The following is an 18,800-nucleotide window of genomic DNA, read 5'->3' on the forward strand; positions in this document are numbered from 1 at the left end:
GGACAGCGCACGAGGTGAAGGGCTCTCATGGGTGACCTGAACGACGACGCGTCGGCGTACGCCGGAGCGCGAGCGACCGCCGAGTCGATCGAGCGGGGCGGCAGCGGGCTGGGTGTGAACGACCTGCTGGCCAAGGTGATGGCCGCGGGCATGCCCGAGCAGACTCCTGCCGAACCGAAGGCCGCTGCCGACGTCGCCCCGGCGGTGGACGTGGACACCTTGGCCGCCACCATCGCCACCATCGCCGGCCGCTACTTGCCCGAGCAACACCTTTCGCCCGACGCGGACTTCTTCGACGCGGGCGGCACCTCCGTCCACGCCGTGGAACTCGTCGCGGAGCTGGAGCGCGAGCTGGGCATTGAATTCGACCTGGACGAGGTGTTCGCCGACGCCAGACCGATCAGCCTCGCCCGCCGCTGGGCGGAGGCCACCGGTAACGTCCTCCCCGCCCCGACCCCTCGCGTCGAACCCCCGCCGGCGGCCACCCGCCTCCCCGCGGCCCCAGCCACCCCCTACACCACCGCCGGCCGCGAGGACCTGGACCAGATCCTCGCCGACCTCGCCCTCGCCGACCGGCTCCCCTTCACCAGCTCGCCCGAGCCACTACCACCCCGCCGGATCCTCCTGACCGGAGCCACCGGCTTCCTCGGCAGCCACATGCTCCTGGACCTGCTGCGGCACAGCGACGCCCATGTGTACTGCCTGGTCCGCGCGGCCGACGAGACCGCGGCCGCCACCCGCCTCGGCGAGGCGCTGAAGAGCTACAAGCTGCCCTGGTCCTCGGAGATCCGCCGCCGCATCACGGTCCTGCCCGGCGACATCCGCCAACCGCACCTCGGCCTGTCCGACGACCTCTGGAACTCCCTCGCCCACGAACTGGACAGCATCGTCGGCGTCGCGGCGGCCGTGGACTTCCTGCGCGGCTACCACTCCCTGCGACAGAGCAACGTCCTCGGCGCCCTGACCCTGGCCGAACTGGCGGCGACCGGCCGACCCAAGCCGCTGCACCACATCTCCTCCGTCGCCGTCTTCAACGAGGTCGGCATCACCGCCATGGGCGAGGACGACCCGCTCGCCCACATCGACCGCCTCATCGCCGGCTACGACCAGTCGAAGTGGGCCGCCGAGGTAGCGCTGCGCCGCGCCCGCGACCACGGCCTGATCGTCACGGCGATGCGCCCCGGCGGCATCGGCGGCCACACCAAGACCGGCGCCTACAACCCGCAGGACCTCAGCAGCGGCTTCCTCTCCGCCTTCGGCCGCTTCCGCACCGTCCCCGCCTTCCACTACCTCAACGCCGCCCCGGTCGACTGGGTGAGCCGCACCGCCGTCGCCGTCGTCTGTGAACCCGACGCCTGGGGCTACGACTACAACCTCACCGGCGTACCCAACACCCTCGACGACGTCGTACGGGACATGGCGTTCGGCGGTATGCACGTCCGCGTGCAGGAGTGGGACGAGTGGCGCGCAGACGCCGTGGCCCGCCTCCAGTCCGAAGAGATCCCCGAACTGGCCTTCCTCTCCCGTGTGTTGCAGAGCCCCACCGCCCTCAAGCTCTGCGAGGCCACGATCAAGGGCCCGGCGGCCCTGGACGACCGCACCGCCGCGCTCGTCGAGGCGCTCGGCCTGCCACCGGCCGCCCGCTACGACGCGCGGGCCCAGCTGAAGACGTTCGAGAAGCTCGCCGACGACGGTCTCGGCCGGCTGCCGCAGAAGGACGACCGGCCCTACCTGTGGTTCACCGAGACCACCGAAGGCACGGTCGGCGAGTTCGGCCGCCCCGCCGACACGCCCTGCTCGATGGCGCTTACCCTCTCCATCGCGAGCATGCACCAACTGGTCTCGGAGCGCCGCGTGGACGTGCGCGGCACCCTTACCTGCCCGGCCGTCCACGCCGAGCCGGTCACCGTGGAACGCGGCGACATCGTCGTCCGCCCCGACGAGGGCATCCCCGAGCAGCACGGCCTGCGCCACCAACTCCTCAGCTACCGACTGGAGTTGGTGGACGCAGACGGGGGCCGCTGGTGGCTGGACGGCCGCAAGTACGCCCGCGCCCGCCGCGACGTGTGGCGGCAGACCCGTGCCCTGACCGTCGAGATCGGCCGCGAGGGCGAATCGGCGAGCCTCAAGGGCGAAGTCGTCGTCCCGGCGGACTCCTACGTACGCGACCAGATCGACGGCATCAAGGTCGACCCGCGCCTGACCAGCCAGGAGAAGCGGGCCGCCAAGCTGACCTGGCTCGCCTGGTTCGGCATGGAGATGGGCAAAGGCATGCTCGGCCCCTTCGCCCGCGTCGCCGCCGACCTGCTCGACCTGCGCCGCACCACCACCCCCACGGAGCGCAACCGATGATCTTCCGGACGATCAACCCCAGAACCACCACCAGGCCCGCGCTCCGCAAGGTCAGGACCGGCGCGGCCCTGCGCCCCCTCCAGCACCGCCTCGACCCGGCACGCGTCGAGGAGATCCCCTTCCGCGCCGCCGACGGCGTACGCCTCGGTCTGACCCGGATCGACAGCGGCGACCGCGACCGCCCGGCCGTACTGATCCTGCACGGTCACACCGCGTCCGCCGACATGTTCGTGCAGCCCGAGACCCGCAACCTCGTCGACGTCCTCCTCGACGGCGGCTACGAGCCCTGGCTGCTGGACTGGCGCGGCAGCTGCCGGCTGCCCAACAACGAGACCGGCCGGAAGTACACGTACGACGACGTCGCCCTGTACGACATACCCGAGGCCGTCAACCACATCCGACGCCGCATCGGCGACCGGCCGCTGTTCGTGGTCGCCCACTGCATCGGCTCCCTCAGCCTGTCGCTGAGCATGACCGCGGGCCTCGTGCCGGGCCTCGCGGGTGTGGTCTCGCAGGGGGTGTTCCTGACACCGAAGCTCGCCGGGAGCACCTCCCTGCGCATGTCGGTGGCGGCGGAGCTGCTGAAGTCGCGCATCGACCACATCCCGGTCGACTTCCGCAAGGTCGGCCTGTGGTCCAAGTACACGCCGCTGTTCGCCCTCGCCTCCCGCAAGGCGAGCTGCCCGGACCCGACCTGCCAGATCCTGCACAACTCGGCCTGGTGCTCGGGCGCCTCGCTCTTCGTCCACGAGCAGCTGTCCGAGGCCACCCACAACCGCCTCGCGGATCTCCTCGGCCCCGCGCCGCTGTGGATCCTGCCGCATCTGCGCCGTATCGAGCTGGCCCGCAGCGTGGTCCGCTGGCACGACACCGACTACCGCTACCGGGCCCTGCCGCCCAACGCGCTGGACGCGGCCGCCCGTATCGACACCCCCGTCCTGCTGCTCGCGGGCAGCGAGAACGGACTGTGGCTGGACTCCCAGGAGCTCTGCCGCGACATCCTCGCCCGGCGCCAGCCGCAGCTGGACGTGGAGTACATCGAGATCCCCGGCTACGGACACCTCGACACGTTCCTCGGCCGGGGCGCCGCCCTCGACGTGTTCGGCCACATCCTCGATTTCCTCGGTGAACGACGGTGACGCGGGGCCGACCCGCCGGTTACCGTACCGATCAGTAACCGGACCGCACAGCCAGGAGGCCCCCATGCCGCAGCTCGAAGTCGACGGCGCGAGCCTGACATACGACGACGAGGGCCCCCGCGACGGCGGTGGGGTGCCCCTGGTCTTCGTCCACGGCTGGACGGCGAACCGGCACCGCTGGGACCACCAGCTGGCGCACTTCTCCGAGAAGCGCCGGGTGGTACGGCTCGACCTGCGCGGGCACGGCGAGAGCAGCGTCGCCGGGGTGTGGAAGATCGAGGAGCTGGCGAGGGACGTCCTCGCCCTCCTCGATCATCTGAAGATCGAACGGTTCGTCCTCGTCGGCCACTCCATGGGCGGCATGATCTCCCAGCTCATCGCCCTGTCCCACCCCGACCGGGTGGAGCGCATGGTCCTGGTCGACTCGATCAGCCGCATGACCTACAACCGCGGCCGGGGCCTGCTCATGGCGGCCTCCACCCGCGTCCCCTTCAATCTCTTCATCGCCGCCAACATCCAGCGCGCCTTCGCCCCCGGCTACCCGCGCGAGGAGGTCCGCCGGTACATCCGGGCCTCCGCGGCCACCCCGCGCGAGGTCGTCATGACCCTCTACAACGCCATGCGCGCCTTCGACGTCCTCGACCGCGTCGGCGAGATCCGCATCCCCACGCTGATCGTGCACGGCTACCACGACATCCAGCTGCCCGTCTCCCAGATGCTCCGGATGGCCAAGGCCTTCCCGGACGCCGAGGTCCGCATCCTGGACGCCGGCCACGAGCTCCCGGTGGAGAAGCCGGCCGAACTCACCGCCACACTCGACCGGTTCCTCACCGAACGGTCATGAACAGTCATGAATGGTCATGAGGTCGCCTCGCTCGTCGGTGGCTCCCCCCGGCCCGGCACATCACCGGGCGACCGCAGCCACCCGAGCACGGCCCCCACGACCGCCCGTGTCCGCGACAGCCGGCCGATGTCCGCGGCGAGCGACAGCGCCGCGCCCGTCCACGCGAAACCGAAGGACCACACCGACAGCCACTCGCACAGATACAGCGGCGTGATCAGCCAGTCGTCGCCCACCCCGGTGGCCGCGCACACACCGGCCAGCGCCATGAACATGAGGATCAGCACACCGGCCACCAGGTAGGGACGCCGTACGTACGACCGTTCCTCGATGCCCGGGGCCCAGTACATGAGCAGGCAGAACACGGCCATCCCGGCCAACAGGGCGACGGCGAACACGAAGTGGAGCACGGCGACCGGCGACTCGGTCGCGTCGGAGCCGGGGGCCGCGGTGGGGAAGAGGGCCACTCCGACCGCACAGCAGCCGGCGACCGTGCCCATGACGTCGTTCAGCCTGGAGAAGCGGTAGACGATCAGGAAGATCCCGAGCGCGCACAGGGCGCCGACGAAGATGTCACGTGTGCTCGTGTAGTACGCGCCGCTCATGGAACCGGGCCAGGCATCGGCTCCGCTACGGCCGTCCAGCCGCGCCGCGATCCAGTTGCCGAGCGGCAGCGCCAGGGGGAGGAGGACGCCGATGACGCCGACCCCCAGGCGCAGCCGCATGACCGTGCGCGCGTCCTGGTCCCGCTGTGCCGCCACCACCCTGTCCCGCAGGGGCACGGTGACGGCCCCGTCCGCTCCGCTCACGAGCACCTCCTCACCGAAACGCGCTAGGCGAAGGTGTGCCCGCCATCGGTCGATGTCCGGTATCGGCCGAACGCAAACCCGAACGCGGCCTGTGAGTTGGGCGTGTCAGCCGGTCAACTGCCCTTCCGCGGCGGCGAGTACCTCCGTCACCCGCAGCGCGAACGCCGCGTCGCACGGATGGGGGCGGCCGGTGCGTACGGCGGTCAACAGGGCGTCGCCCGCCCGGACGAGGGCGGGTACGGCACCGTCGGAGGACGCGGGCAGCAGGGTCGTCCCGGTCCGGCCGTACAGCTCCGCGGTGGCACCGGAGGCCGCGGGCGGGGCGGTCAGGCTGAGCGTCACGGTGCTGGAAGCCCCGCCGATGTGCCGAAGGACCAGGTGGACCGTGTCCTGGGGCCCGCGTACGGCGGCGGCGACCTTCTCGACGTCCCCGAGCACCGGCAGCAGCACCGACAGGGCATGCGGGCCGACGTCCCAGAGGGCGCCCTTCTCCCGCCGCCACGGCGACGCCGCGAAGGGGCTGTCGCTGTCGCCGTCGAACAGCGAGCCGAGCCACTGCGCGCGGGCGGTGAACCAGCCCGCGCTGTCGGCCTGTTCGGTGATCCACGCCTCGACGGCGGGCTGGAAACGGGCGGTGAAGAACACCACGGAGGCGACACCGGCCTCCGTGACCGCCTCGACCACGGCCCGCCCCTGTCCGACATCCGTGGCGAGCGGCTTGTCGAGCAGCAGATGACAGCCCGCCCGCGCGGCCCGCACCGCGAGCGGCGCCTGGACGACGGGCGGCAGGGCCACGGCGACCGCCTCCACATCGGCGAACAGCGCGTCGACGTCCTCGTACACGGGCAGTCCGCCGTGCTTGTCGGCGAGCGCCTTGGCCGCCTCCGGACGCCTGCCCCACACACCCGCGAACTCCAGCTCCGGGTGCGCGCCGAGCGCGGGGGCATAGGCCATTTCGGCCCACGGTCCTGTTCCGAGCAGTCCGATACGCATGCCGCGGTCCTCTCCATACCTGTCGTGGGCCGTGTCCCTCAGGACAGTGCCTGTTCGGTCCAGATCGTCTTGCCGGTGGGGGAGTAGCGGGTGCCCCAGCGCTGGGTGAGCTGGGCGATGAGATACAGGCCGCGCCCGCCCTCGTCGGTCGTGGCCGCGTACCGCAGATGGGGCGAGGTGTGGCTGCTGTCGGTGACCTCGCAGATCAGGGTGCGGTCATGGATGAGGCGGACACGGATGGGCCCGCCGCCGTACCGGATCGCGTTGGTGACCAGCTCGCTGAGGACCAGCTCGGTCGTGAACTCCAGCTCCTCCAGGCCCCATTCGGCCAGCTGCCGGGTGGCGTCGGCGCGGGCCCGGGCGACGGCCGCCGGGTCGCCGGGCACCTCCCACTCGACGACGCGATCGGAGTCGAGGGCGCGGGTGCGGGCGACGATCAGGGCGATGTCGTCGCTCGTCCGGCGCGGCGGCAGCGCGTCGAGCACGGCCTGACAGGTGCCCTGCGGTGAGGGGTCGGCCCCGGCGAGCGCGGTGCGCAGCAGTTCGAGCCCGTCGTCGATGTCCCGTTCCCGGTCCTCGACGAGCCCGTCGGTGTACAGCACCAGACGACTGCCCTCGTCCAGGTCGAGCTCGGCCGTCTCGAACGGCAGACCGCCGAGCCCGAGCGGCGGACCGGCCGGTACATCGGGGAACTCGACACCGCCGTCGGGGCGGGCCACCGCGAGCGGCGGATGGCCGGCCCGGGCCACGGTGCAGCGCCGCGCCACCGGGTCGTATATCGCGTACAGGCAGGTGGCACCGGTGATCGGGGCGGTGCCGTCCTCCGCCTCGTCCTGGTCGATACGGCTGACCATCTCGTCGAGGAGCCCGAGGATCTCGTCCGGCGGCAGATCCAGGGCGGTGAAGTTGTGGACCGCGGTGCGCAGCCGCCCCATCGTGGCCGCCGCGTGCAGACCGTGGCCGACGACGTCGCCCACGACGACCGCGACCCGGGTGCCCGACAGCGGCAGTACGTCGAACCAGTCGCCGCCCACCCCGGCCTGCGCGGGCAGATACCGGTAGGCGACGTCCAGGGCGCTCTGCTCTGGGAGGCTGCGGGGCAGCAGACTGCGCTGCAGCGTCACGGCCATGGTGTGCTCGCGCGTGTAGCGGCGCGCGTTGTCGATGGAGACCGCGGCCCGGGCGACGAGTTCCTCCGCGAGCGCCAGCTCCTCCCGGTCGAACGGCTCGGGCTTCTCCGACCGCCAGAAGTTGGCGACGCCCATCACCAGCGGCCCCACCCGCAACGGCACGGTGATGAGGGAGTGGATGCCGTAGTCGACGATCTGCGCGGACCGTTCGAGGTCCTGCGCACGCCACCCGGGCGATCGGGCGAGGTCGACCTCCAGGACCGACCGTCCGCTCTCGATGCTGCGGGCCTGCGGAGAGGAGGCGACGAGGTCGATCCGCTCGCCCACCTTGTACAGCGGCGCGTCCTTCTGGATGCCGCTGACCGCCGTACGGCGCAGCGTCAGGACCGTCTCCGGTTCGTCACCGCTGAGCGCCGCCGGGGCCAGGTCCACGGTGACGAAGTCCGCGAGCCGGGGGACGGCCACCTCTGCCAGCTCCTCGGCGGTGCGGGTCACGTCCAGGCTGGTGCCGACGCCCACCCCGGCGTCGTAGAGCAGCTTCAGGCGCTCGCGTGCCGCCTCCGCCCGGCCGGACAGGGCGCGCAGCTCGGTGGAGTCGCGGACCGTGGCGACGCTGCCGGAGGGCGCGCCCCGCAGATCGGTGGGCCGCTGGTTGACGGCGAGCAGCCGGTCACCGACCAGGTGCACCTCGTCGTTGGCGACGCGCCGCGAGGCCAGCAGCTCGGCCATGTGCGGCTCCAGGCCCAGCGAGGCGACGTCCTGCCCCTGGGCGTCCGCGGGCAGGTCCAGCAGGCGGTGCGCCTCGTCGTTGGCGAGCAGCAGCCGTCCCCCGCCGCCGACGATGATCACGCCCTCGCGTACGGCGTGCAGGACGGCGTCGTGGTGCTCGTACATGCGGGTCATCTCGGACGGGCCGAGGCCATGGGTCTGCCGCATGAGCCGCTTGCTGACCAGCGCCGTCCCCGCCGTGGCGAGGGTGAGAGCGGCGGCCGCGGCGGCCAGCAGAAGGGGCAGCTGCCGGTCCGCCGCCCCGCCCACGTTCTCGGTCGTGATCCCGGCCGAGACCAGGCCCACGACCGAACCGTCGGGTGCCTTGACCGGCACCACCGCCTGGACCAGTGGCCCGAGCGTCCCGACGATCTCCTCGGTGAAGGAGTTCCCGGCCAGCGCCGGTTCGAGGGTGCCGACGAACTTCTTCCCTATGCGGTCGGGCTTGGGGTGGGTGTAGCGGACCCCGTCGGTGTTCATGACGACGACGAAGTCCACCCTGGACCGGATCCTGGCGGCCTCGGCCCTCGGCTGGAGCACCACCGTCGGATCGGGGGCGCTGAGCGCCTCCCGGGTGCCCGGCGCGTTGGCGAACGTCTCGGCCACCGCGAGCGAACGGTTGTGCGCTTCCTTGGTGCTGTCGTTCCGCACCTGGAGGACCAGCGCCACCACGGCCGACGCGATCAGCACCAGCACGATCACGACCTGGAGCAGAAACACCTGCCCGGCGACACTGCGCCCGCTCAACGCCGACCGCAACCACTCGGGGGGACGGCGGGCCGATGGCGTGCGAGATCGACCCAGGAGACGGACCATGTGCCCATGTCTACACTGCCCCGCGCCAGGAGGCGAGAGGGGGTCACGCACTGTGACAGCCGGTGCGGTCGGCCGTACGATGGGTGAATCCCCGGCCCGAAAACGCTGACACCGGCACCTTCACCACCCGGTCACAAATGGTCAACGATCTCTTTTCGAACGCCGGAACGAGCTGTCGTCGCATCGGGTTTGGGCCGTACACTGCCAATTCGTAGGCATGCGGGTGTAGTTGACGGGGGGATCCGACATGTCCGGAGAGCAGTTCGGCCAGTACGGCAGAGATCAGTTCGGCGGAGACCAGTTCGGCAGGGACCAGAACGGCTGGAGCCAGAGCTTCGTCGCGCCGCCGATGCCGACGGCGCCGCCCCCGGCTCCGGCCGACGTGTGGCGCGCGGTCGGCGTGGGCCTGCTCAATCTCAGCGGTCTCGGCCTCGGTTATGCCCTCATCCGCCGCCCCTTCCTGACACTGGCGTGCTGGGTGGCCACCGGAATCCTGTTGTTCGTGGTGCTGCCGGCCGACCCGGACGGGGTGTCGGGCACGACGCTCACGGTCTACGGCCTGTTCCTCGTCCTCGTCGCGGCCCACGGCGCCCTGCTGGGCCTGCGCTCCCGCCTGGTGTGGCCCGCGCAGTCCCCGCTCGCGATCGCGCTCGGCGTCCTGCTCCTCGGCGTACCGGTCGTGGGCGGGCTGTTCTACGAGAGCGCGCGGAAGGAAGCCGTCGAGGAGATGCTCCTGGACCGCCTGGAGACGGCGGACAACCTCGTGAAGAAGGCCTCCGGCCAGTCGTTCGGCTCGACCCAGTCCGAGTACAGCCGCGCTCTGAGCGCCTACGACGCCCTCTCCACCGACCACCCGGACTCCCGGGCGGCCGAGCAGGTCCCGGACCGGCTGAAGAACTTCTACACGACGGTCGGCGCCCCCTACGAGCAGCAGGAGTACTGCGACGCGATCGCGCCCCTCGAATACCTGCGTGACGTCCCGGAGACCGTCAGCGAGAAGGACCTCGGCTCCCTGGCCACCTGGCCCGACGACCGGCTCGCCACCTCCCTGTACGCGTGTGGCTCCGAGGGCCTCGCGGGCCGTGAGGCCGGCTGGACGACCAACTTCACCAAACTCCTCGACGAGTTCCCCGACTCGGAGCAGGTGGCGAAGGTCGAACCCGACGTCAAGACCGCCGTCGACGAGGCGATCAAGGCCGTGGGCGGCGACGACCCGTGCGGCGCGGTGAAGCAGCTGGAGTCCCTCAGCGGCCAGGTCAAGGAACTGCCGGGGGAGAAGGCCGGCATAGACGAGGCCCTTGACGAGGACACCGGACGCGCCGATGCCTCCGCCTCCACCGGCGTCTACACCTGTGGCGTGGACCAGTACAAGGACGGTGACTTCGCCGCGGCGGTGACCTCGATGAACGAGTTCGTCGGCGTCAACAAGAACCACAAGAACGCGGCCCTCGCCAAGAAGATCGCGATCGCCGCCGAGGTCGCCCAGGAGGTGCCGGCGGCGGGCAAGAAGCTGCCCACGACGCGTTCCGGAGGCAGCATCACCGTCACCGTCAAGAACGACAGCCCCGAAGACATCCAGGTCATGTACACCGGTCCCGTGACCGGCAGCTTCTCCCTGAAGGGCTGCGGCGGCTGCACCAGCTACGACTGGAGCCGCACGCTGGACACCAACTTCCAGCCGTGCAGCGGCAGCAAGAACTACCCCCAGAAGACGATCAGCCTGCCCGTCGGCACCACGTACTTCCTCCACAAGCCGAAGGGCGACGGCCTCTCCAGCCCGGCCTCGGACACCGCCAAGCTCCAGTCCGGTTACATCTACACAGAGTGCGCCTACACGACCACCGGCCTCGGCCTGAACTCCTGATCCCCGTGGTACGGCGACCGGGCGGAGGGCCGACCGGGGCAGCTCAGACCCTGCGGCCCTCCACCCACGCGGCGACGTCGTCGAGGTCCTTCGCGATCGCCTTGCTCACCGAGCGGGTGCCCACACCGCCCAGGACCTTGGCGAACAGACCCGCGACCGCTCCGTTCGGCACGGCCGTGAACGTCATCCGCACCGTCGTCGCGGTGGGCCCGTCGGCCCGCAACTCCCACTCCGAGACGTAGCGGCTGCCGTGGGACTCGGCCTCCACCACATACCGTTCGGGCGGCTCGCTGACGGTCACCCACATCTCCTCGGTGGCGTCCTTGCCGAACATGCGCCGGGTCTCCCGCCACCGGGCGCCCTCCCCGAAGCCCCCCTCCGTGAGGACCTCCACCCTTGTCACACCGCTCAGCATCCGCGCCATACCGCCGAGGTCCGTGAGGGCCTCCCACACCGGCCCCTGAGCAGCGCCGACCCGCCGTTCGACGACGACACTTCTGCTGGTCATGCCCCCATGAAACCACCGGGCTCCGACAACCGCTCCACGACGGCGGACGGCCCGGCCCTCGAAGCCGCATGGAAGGGATCCGGAGGCGGGTACGTACCCTCCGCCCCCCCCGATCCCGACGCACCACGCACCAGGACAGAGGAGAAGCCGATGACCGAACGCCCCGACGGCGCCCCGGCCCAGCCCCAGCCGCAGGATCAGCCGTCCGTGCCCCCGGCCTGGCCTCCAAGACATCCCGGCGCCGAGACCCAGCAGCCGGCCCAGCCCCCGCATCAGACGCCGACACAGCCCCAACCGCCGGCACCGGCACCGGCACAGCCGCAGGCACATGCACAGCCTCAGGCCCAGCCGACACCGAGCGCCTATCCCTACCCCAACCCCCAGTCACCGGCCGGCTTCGGCCCTCCCGCCGCCCCGATACCCCACCAGCAGAACCCCTACGGCCAGCCGCCCACCGGCTACCCGCTCGAGCCCACCCCGCCCCTGACGGGCGGTGGCGCCGGACGCGCCGTACTGTGGGCCGCGCTGGGCGCGGTGGTCGCCTCCGCGGCCTGGGCCGGCGGCGTCTTCCTCCTGGGCGACGACACCGAGGCGGACTTGCGCGGATACCAGGCCAAGGCCAACCTCTGCTCCTCGGTGGACTACTCGTCGTTCAGGGAGGAGTACCCCGAGGAGGACACGGAGCCCGTGGACAACGCCCTGGAGCACGAGGCCCTCGACCAGAACTACTGCAGCATCTCCCTCAAGACGTCCTCCGCCTCCACCATCTCCGACGCCTACTTCTCGGTCCAGATGGACCTCCACAAGAAGACCGACCCCGGCCCCGAGTTCACCGCCCTGTGGTCCGAGTACGACCAGCGCTACGACGACTACGACGTGGAGAAGGTCACCGGCTTCGGCGACGAGGCGTATCTCGTCACCGAGGACAGCTCGTCCGGCGACGACACCAGCGGCAGCCGGTCGGCCACCCTCGCGGTGCGCGACGGCTGGATGACGTACGAGATGCGCTGGAGCGCCTACGGCTCCAGCTACGACGATGTGTCGATGGCGGAGGTGGACGAGGTCGTCGGCTGGCTGAAGGAGGACACCACCTCGACGCTGGAGAACCTCAAGTCCATCGACGGGGTGTGACGGCAGCGGAACCGACTGCGGAACCGACATAGGAAGGACAGGGCCGGGGGCGGGTGAGAACACCACCGCCTTCCCGCCCTGTCACCCTCACCTCGACCTCGGTCAGTCGCTCTCGGCCTTGGCGTACCCCTTTGCCATGGGCCCCGCGAAGTCGTACACCACGCACTGCTCGTCACCCACGACCCACGCGTCGTGTCCGGGCGGGCACACGAAAACGTCGCCGGGCCCGACCTCGCTCTCACCGCCTTCGTCCATGACTATGTGCAGGCGTCCTTGGACGACGTACCCGTCGTGGTGGACCTGGCAGCTCTTCGTGCCGGCGATGGGGGCCACGGACTCGGACCAGCGCCAGCCGGGTTCGAAGGTGGCCACCGCGAAGTCGAGCCCGGTGAGGTGGACGGCCTCAAGGTGGCCGCGCGGGAAGTCCCGCCGCTCGTCCGGCTTCTCGACCGTCTTGATCTCCAGCATGACGGCTCCTTCCGTTCCGACCCACTCCTCCATCGTCCGCCTGTCAACCCGGGGCCGCCAACCGGAGGGACCGGTGTCGCCGGAGGTGCCGGGGTGGTGGCTGGAGCGTGTAATGGGGGCTGCGGTCGATCGCTCCCGCTGGAGAGGCGATGCGCTGGGAGAGGCGATGCGCTCAAGTCAATCCGGTGAGGAGAGCGGGACCCGGGCCGCGCCGGGACGGCTGCGGCGCCTCGGCGAGTGGTGCGCCCGGCACTTCGTCATCGTCATCGTCGCGTGGCTGGTGGCTCTCGCGGCCCTGCAGACGCTGAACCGGTCCTTCGGCGGTGACTACTCGGACAACTTCACCCTCTCGGGCGTGCAGTCCCAGCAGGACCTGGAGGTGCTGGAGAAGCACGATCCGGCGGCCGGCGGCCGGCCGACGACCGGGTCAGCGAACTGATCGGGTTCACGGTGGCGATCGTCGTCCTCCTGGTCGGCTTCGGCAGCGTCATCGAGGCCGGACTGCCGCTGGTGACCGCACTGCTCAGCGCGGTGGGCGGCCTCGCCTGCCTCGGCCTGCTCGCCTCGGCGTTCACCTTCGCCACCGTCTCATCGACCCTGGCCACGATGATCGGCCTCGGCGTCGGCATCGACTACGCCCTGTTCCTGATCACCCGTCACCGCCAGAACCTCATGGACGGCGCCGGCCCCGTGCACGCGGCCGGACTTGCCACGGCGACCAGCGGCCGCGCCGTCCTCGTCTCCGGCTGCACGGTGATCATCGCCCTGGCCGGGTTGTACGCGTCCGGCGTGAGCTTCATCGGCAAACTCGGCCTCGCGGCCGCGACGACCGTCGTCTCGGCGGTCGTCGGCACGCCCTCACCCTGGTCCCGGCCCTGCTCGGCCTGATCGGCAGACGCATCGACCGCTACCACGTCCGCCACCCGGTCGCCGAGACCGGCACCGAGGCGGGGGAGGAGATCCAGGGAACCTGGCACCGCTACGCCCAGCGCGTGGAACACCGGCCCTGGCACTTCCTGGCGGCGGGCGTCACGGCGATCGTCGTCCTGGCGATCCCCGCCTTCTCCCTCCAGCTCGGTCACATCGGCGACGGCGCCGACCCCACCTCCTTCACCGACCGACGCGCCTACGACCTGATGACCGACGCCTTGGGCCCCGGCTCCAACGGCCCCCTCACCGTCGTCATCGACCAGACCTCCGTGCCGTCCTCGGACCGCCAGTCCTTGCAGAGCACCGCGCAGAAGAACCTGAACGCGGTGGAGGGAGCGCACGCGGTCACCCCACTGTCCGCCACCAAGGACGGGGACGTCCTGATCGGCACGGTCTACTCGAAGGAGTCCCCGCAGAACGCCGACACCACGGACCTGGTGAACCGCCTCGTCGACGACACCCTCCCCGCCTCGGTCTCCGGCACGAAGGCCGAGGGATATGTCACCGGCACCACGGCCGCCCAGGTCGACTTCCGTGACATCGTGGCGAGTCGACTGCCCCTCATCATCGCCGTGGTCGTCGCCCTGGCCTTTTTGATCATCCTCGCCGTATTCCGTGGTCTGCTGGTCGCGTTGAAGGCGGCGGTGCTCAACGTCCTGTCCATCACCGCCTCGTACGGAGTGTCCGTCGCCGTCTTCCAATGGGGCTGGGGCGGCCCCTGAACTCCTTTGCTGCGGCCGACGTTCGGACGAGCGGCCGTACGAAGGACCCGGTGCACGGGTCGATGGCACCGGGTAGTGCAGAGAGCAGAGAGAACTGCGTGTGCGGGTGCGCCGCGTGCGCCGCCGTGAGGCGGAATGCGCACAGAGTGACAGACGTGAGTCGCATATGTCAGGGGCATATCAAGTCGTTGTCCGGAAAGAGTTCGATCGAGGGGCAACCCGACAGGGCCTGGGTCCGATGCGGCCATGCCCGAGGTGCTTTCCGTTGCCCGAAAGGGCAGGACCGAAAAACTCCGGTGGAAACAAATCGCCAAGCGGGCCGCTCTGGCCGCGACGACGACGTTGGCGCTGACGGCCTCACTGACCGCCGTCACCGCGACGGAGGCGTTCGCGATCAATTCGGTGCCCTGTGGCCGTAGCGACTTCGTGCAGGTCACCACCCACCAGGCCGGCCACTCCTCCCGAGACCTGTGTTTCGCCAACGCCGGAACCATCTCCCTGCCCGGCAACTCGTGGATCACCCGGATCTCGACCGGCAACAACCGCGTCCAGTGGTTCGGGGACGCGAGGTGGCAGCCCGACGCCGGCATCAACAAGTGGACCGCCTTCACCTGGCCGAACCACCCCGGTGGGGTCAGCGCGAGCTGGATCAGGATCCTCTGATCCCCTGAACCACCGGTGATACCGGGGACGGCGATGACTGACGAGGCATCAGGGGCAGGCCAGGCGCTCCTTGGCTGCGACCCGGACTTCCGTCTCCTCCATGGGGTCGTCCCGCAACCGCGCGAGCAGTTCCCGGACGTGCGGCAGATCGGGCGCCCTGGCGACGCCCAGCAACCGGGCCTCCGATTCGCAGTCCCACAGCGACTCGGCGTACACCAGGTCCAGCCCGGCCGGTGCGATGGCTGCCAACGCCTTGAGGTAGGCGGGCCGTTCGTACGAGTGCGGGGTGCGCAGCCACAGCCGCCGCAGCACCGGGGCGGCATCGGTGGCGGCCGTCCCGAAACGGGCGAGCCCGTCGGCCAGTACCGAGGGCCCACACCACTGGCGTGCCTTCTCATGGGCCGCGAGCTCATCCACCAGTACGGGCAGGTCCTGGACTTCCCCCTGTTCCGCCAGCACCCGGATGCCAGCCCATGACAGCCATGGTCGCTCGTCCACCGCCCAGGCCCGCGCCTCGGGCACGGCGAGAGCACCGAGCCGCTCGACCGCCCGCATGAGGCCGGGCAGAGGCAGTTCACCGTTCACATCCGCAAGGTCGGGAACCAACGGGATCAGCCTTGGCTCCGGCGGACGTCCGGCCAGCACGCGCAGGGCATGCACCTTTTCACTCCTGGCCGACCCGCCATCGGCCAGGACGGAAAGAAGTCGGCCGACGCTCGTACCGGCATCGTCGATACGACGCAGCTCCGGACGACCAGGGGAGGAGCCCGCCATTCCCCAGCGCACCCAGGGCTCGCAGCGCCACAACAGCCGCTCCTCCCCGGTCAGCCGGGCCCGCGCCACATCGGCCAGATCGTCCCACCACTCGACCGGCCAGGCGTCCGCCACCGACTCGAGCACATCGACCCAGTGCTCGCCTTCGCGGACGTACGCCCGAAGCGCTTCACGTGCCTGCGCCGACCCCGACAGGGCGAGCAACTCCAACATGCGGGTGGCCCGCTCGCAGTCATCCGCGTCGCCCGTCAACAGGGCGAACACCGGATCCAGTCCGAGCCCCAACTCCCGTATCAGCCGGGCCAGATACAGGTGCCGGTCGTCCACGGAGTCCCACCGCCAGTCCTTCCGGACGACGTCGTACACCAACTCGGCGGCTCCCGCCGAGCCTTCCCCCTGACCCGACGCCAACAGCGCGCCCACCCCTCGCCCTCGCTGCAACAGCCCCTTGAGCGAGTGCGGGGAGGCATACACATCCTGGGGAGGCTCCGGGGTGCTGACGGTCCGGGTCACCGGGTCAGCGGCTCTTGCGTACCCGTGCCGCTGCGCGGGCTTCCGCGGCCTTGCGGGCCTCTGCGGCTTTGCGGGACTCCTTCGCGCGGCCGCCCGGGCGGGTGCCGAGTCCCCGGAAGGGGGCGTTGCCACTGTTGCCCTTCGCCCCGACCGGCGGGCGTTGCGCTCCGGTGATGGCGGTCAACTTCGCCTCGCCGGAACGCACTTGTGTGACGGTCGGCCGGATCCCGGCTTCGGACAGCATCCGGTTCACATCGCGCCGCTGGTCCGGGGTGACCAGCGTGACCACGCTCCCGGACTCCCCGGCCCGCGCCGTACGCCCGCCACGGTGCAGGTAGTCCTTGGCGTCGGCCGGCGGGTCGACGTTGACGACGAGGTCGAGCGCGTCGATGTGAATGCCCCGCGCCGCGACATCGGTGGCCACCAGCACGGTGATCTCGCCCTTCTTGAACCGGGCCAGGGTGTGCGTGCGCTGCGGCTGCGACTTCCCGCCGTGCAGGGCGCCGGCGCGTACGCCACTGTCCCGCAGATGGCGGGTGAACCGGTCGACGCCGGCCTTGGTGTCCAGGAACATCAGTACCCGCCCGTCCCGCGCGGCGATCTCGGTCGCGGTCGCGTACTTGTCGGCGGGGTGGATGTTCAGCACATGGTGTTCCATCGTGATGACCGAGCCCGCCACCTGGTCCACCGAGGCGAGAACCGGGTCGTGCAGGTAGCTCCGCACCAGTTGGTCGACGTCACCGTCGAGCGTGGCGGAGAACAGCAGCCGCTGTCCGTCGGAGCGGACCTGGTCCAGGATGTCCGAGACCTGCGGCAGGAACCCCAGGTCGCACATCCGGTCCGCCTCGTCCAGCACCGTGATCCGTACCTGATCCAGATGGCAGTACCGGCGCGACACCAGGTCGACCAGCCGCCCCGGCGTGGCGATGACCACCTCGGCACCCTCCCGCAGCTGCGCCGCCTGCCGGTTGATCGCCAGCCCGCCGACCGCCGTCGCCAAACGCACATCCAGCGTCCGCGCGTACGGCGCCAGCGCATCGCTCACCTGCTGCGCGAGCTCCCGGGTCGGCACCAGCACCAGCGCGAGCGGCCGCTTCGACTCCGCTCGCCGGCCTGCCGTCCGGGTGAGCAGCGCGAGCCCGAAAGCCAGCGTCTTGCCGGAACCGGTCCGCGCGCGGCCGAGGACATCACGGCCGGCTAGCGCATGCGGCAGGGCCGCCGCCTGGATCGGGAACGGTTCCGTCACCCCGAGGCCGGTCATCGTCTCCAGCAGCCGCGGCGGCAGCCCGAGCGCGTCGAACGACGCGGCGTGGGACGTTCCAGAAGCCGACGGCTTCGCGTTCATGGGGGAACCTTCCTGGGTCTGGCGCTTGTAACGCGGCGGGGCCCGTACCCCTTGGTACGGGCCCCGGCGGTGTCGAAGCGTGCCGTCAGCCTACCAGCGGGCCCCCGGTCAGAAGCTGCCGTAGTTGACCTGCCAGGTCGGCAGCCCCATACGACGCCACACGGCGACGACGCGGTCACGGTCGTCGAGGGAGACCCGTACCGCGAAACGGTGGCGCACATGCCGGTCGAACAGTTCGGCCTTCACCACGTCGTCGCGGCGCCCGTCACCGGCGGCCCGCATCCACAGCTCGTCGTAGGGGACCTCGTGTGCGCGCAGCCACGCCTCCGTGCGCTCGCGGTGCTCCTCACCCCGGCCGGAGAGCAGGACGATGACATCGCCGTCGGCGCTCCGGAACGAGCGCAGCGCCCCGCGCACCGACACGTTGAGCAGATCCTCCTCGCAGCGCGTGAAGTCGTACGGCCCCCGATCGCCCCGCAGGGCGAGCGTGCCGTCGATGTCGCACATGACCGCGGAGGGAAGCGCCGGATCGGCGGTGTACGGCTCGACCACGGGCTCGTCGTTCAGCCACTTGGCGGTCAGCCGCCAGCCGCCCCTGCGGGCCTTCGCGTGCTTGTCGGCGAGGATCCGGATGATCTCCTCGCCGACCGCCCTCTCCCGCCCGGCATCGCGCCGTACGCACTCCTCCACCGGGACGTCGGTGAAGTCGTGCACGACGAACGTGGCCTGCCCCGCCACCGCCGCCTTCAGCCGCTTCGGTATGTGCGGGGTCAGGTGCGTGTTGTCCACCACGACGTCGAAACCGCCGTCGACGGCCGCGCGCACCGCCGCGTCCTGGATCGCCAGAACCGTCTGCTCGTGCGCGTACGACCGGCCGCGCTCGGATCCCTCGGGTGCCGGGACGTCGAGCATCGTCCGCAGATCGTCGAGGTTGACGCGGCGCATCCGGCCCTCGGACTCCGCCTGCAGCCCCCGCGCGGCGGTCGTCTTTCCCGAGGCCGGGAGCCCCGTCATGACGTGTACTACGGGCACGG

The 18,800-nt window shown here is 70.8% G+C and carries 14 protein-coding genes and 1 pseudogene; 7 read left to right on the forward strand and 8 right to left on the reverse strand.

Features of this window, described 5'->3' with window-relative positions; all coding sequences use genetic code 11:
* Positions 1–27 precede the first annotated feature (27 nt).
* The 3 genes from F3T56_RS09860 (at position 28) to F3T56_RS09870 (ending at position 4,335) form a co-directional block, all read left to right on the forward strand.
* Positions 28–2,352 (forward strand): thioester reductase domain-containing protein, encoded by a 2,325-nt coding sequence (locus F3T56_RS09860; protein ID WP_149824440.1) that lies wholly within the window; start codon positions 28–30, stop codon positions 2,350–2,352.
* Complete coding sequence (locus F3T56_RS09865; protein ID WP_149824442.1) at positions 2,349–3,491, forward strand: alpha/beta hydrolase; 1,143 nt, start codon at positions 2,349–2,351, stop codon at positions 3,489–3,491. Before F3T56_RS09860 ends, F3T56_RS09865 begins: the two co-directional genes overlap by 4 nt.
* A gap of 64 nt (positions 3,492–3,555) precedes the next feature.
* The gene (locus F3T56_RS09870) at positions 3,556–4,335 is read left to right on the forward strand and encodes an alpha/beta fold hydrolase (RefSeq protein ID WP_149824444.1); all 780 of its coding nucleotides are present in this window, start codon (positions 3,556–3,558) and stop codon (positions 4,333–4,335) included.
* A 14-nt stretch (positions 4,336–4,349) separates the two neighbouring features.
* Here the strand turns inward: F3T56_RS09870 and F3T56_RS09875 are convergent, their stop codons facing one another.
* The 3 genes from F3T56_RS09875 to F3T56_RS09885 form a co-directional block, all read right to left on the reverse strand.
* A complete protein-coding gene (locus F3T56_RS09875) occupies positions 4,350–5,141 on the reverse strand; it encodes a hypothetical protein (protein WP_149824446.1) in 792 nt (263 codons plus the stop codon).
* A gap of 105 nt (positions 5,142–5,246) precedes the next feature.
* Positions 5,247–6,134 (reverse strand): Gfo/Idh/MocA family protein, encoded by an 888-nt coding sequence (locus tag F3T56_RS09880; RefSeq protein WP_149824448.1) that lies wholly within the window; start codon positions 6,132–6,134, stop codon positions 5,247–5,249.
* A gap of 38 nt (positions 6,135–6,172) precedes the next feature.
* Complete coding sequence (locus tag F3T56_RS09885; protein WP_172638872.1) at positions 6,173–8,848, reverse strand: SpoIIE family protein phosphatase; 2,676 nt, start codon at positions 8,846–8,848, stop codon at positions 6,173–6,175.
* A gap of 349 nt (positions 8,849–9,197) precedes the next feature.
* On the opposite strand from F3T56_RS09885, the gene F3T56_RS09890 reads away from it, so the two are divergent.
* Complete coding sequence (locus F3T56_RS09890) at positions 9,198–10,712, forward strand: hypothetical protein (RefSeq protein WP_149824569.1); 1,515 nt, start codon at positions 9,198–9,200, stop codon at positions 10,710–10,712.
* Positions 10,713–10,755: 43 nt separating this feature from the next.
* Here F3T56_RS09890 and F3T56_RS09895 read toward each other — a convergent pair whose 3' ends face one another.
* Positions 10,756–11,220, reverse strand: coding sequence for an SRPBCC family protein (locus F3T56_RS09895; RefSeq protein WP_149824453.1), 465 nt, complete (start codon positions 11,218–11,220; stop codon positions 10,756–10,758).
* Positions 11,221–11,370: 150 nt separating this feature from the next.
* Between F3T56_RS09895 and F3T56_RS09900 the strand changes: the two genes are divergently transcribed.
* The gene (locus F3T56_RS09900) at positions 11,371–12,351 is read left to right on the forward strand and encodes a hypothetical protein (protein ID WP_149824455.1); all 981 of its coding nucleotides are present in this window, start codon (positions 11,371–11,373) and stop codon (positions 12,349–12,351) included.
* Positions 12,352–12,453: 102 nt separating this feature from the next.
* On the opposite strand, the gene F3T56_RS09905 is transcribed toward F3T56_RS09900, so the two are convergent.
* Entirely contained in the window at positions 12,454–12,819 is a 366-nt protein-coding gene (locus tag F3T56_RS09905; protein WP_149824457.1) for a cupin domain-containing protein, read from the reverse strand.
* Positions 12,820–12,985: 166 nt separating this feature from the next.
* On the opposite strand from F3T56_RS09905, the pseudogene F3T56_RS09910 reads away from it, so the two are divergent.
* Positions 12,986–14,468 (forward strand): annotated as a pseudogene (locus F3T56_RS09910) (MMPL family transporter); the annotation flags it as partial.
* Between the two features lie 249 nt (positions 14,469–14,717).
* Positions 14,718–15,134, forward strand: a complete 417-nt coding sequence (locus tag F3T56_RS09915) for a beta/gamma crystallin domain-containing protein (RefSeq protein ID WP_149824459.1) — start codon at positions 14,718–14,720, stop codon at positions 15,132–15,134.
* Between the two features lie 48 nt (positions 15,135–15,182).
* Here the strand turns inward: F3T56_RS09915 and F3T56_RS09920 are convergent, their stop codons facing one another.
* The 3 genes from F3T56_RS09920 to F3T56_RS09930 all read right to left on the reverse strand — a co-directional run bounded on the left by F3T56_RS09920 (position 15,183) and on the right by F3T56_RS09930 (position 18,798).
* Positions 15,183–16,421, reverse strand: a complete 1,239-nt coding sequence (locus tag F3T56_RS09920; RefSeq protein WP_149824461.1) for a hypothetical protein — start codon at positions 16,419–16,421, stop codon at positions 15,183–15,185.
* Between the two features lie 4 nt (positions 16,422–16,425).
* Positions 16,426–17,766 (reverse strand): DEAD/DEAH box helicase, encoded by a 1,341-nt coding sequence (locus F3T56_RS09925; RefSeq protein WP_149824463.1) that lies wholly within the window; start codon positions 17,764–17,766, stop codon positions 16,426–16,428.
* A 108-nt stretch (positions 17,767–17,874) separates the two neighbouring features.
* Positions 17,875–18,798, reverse strand: a complete 924-nt coding sequence (locus tag F3T56_RS09930) for a phosphatase domain-containing protein (RefSeq protein WP_149824465.1) — start codon at positions 18,796–18,798, stop codon at positions 17,875–17,877.
* Between the last annotated feature and the right edge of the window lie 2 nt (positions 18,799–18,800).

This window comes from Streptomyces tailanensis (genome assembly GCF_008386495.1).
In the GTDB taxonomy this organism is placed as follows: Bacteria; Actinomycetota; Actinomycetes; order Streptomycetales; family Streptomycetaceae; genus Streptomyces; species Streptomyces tailanensis.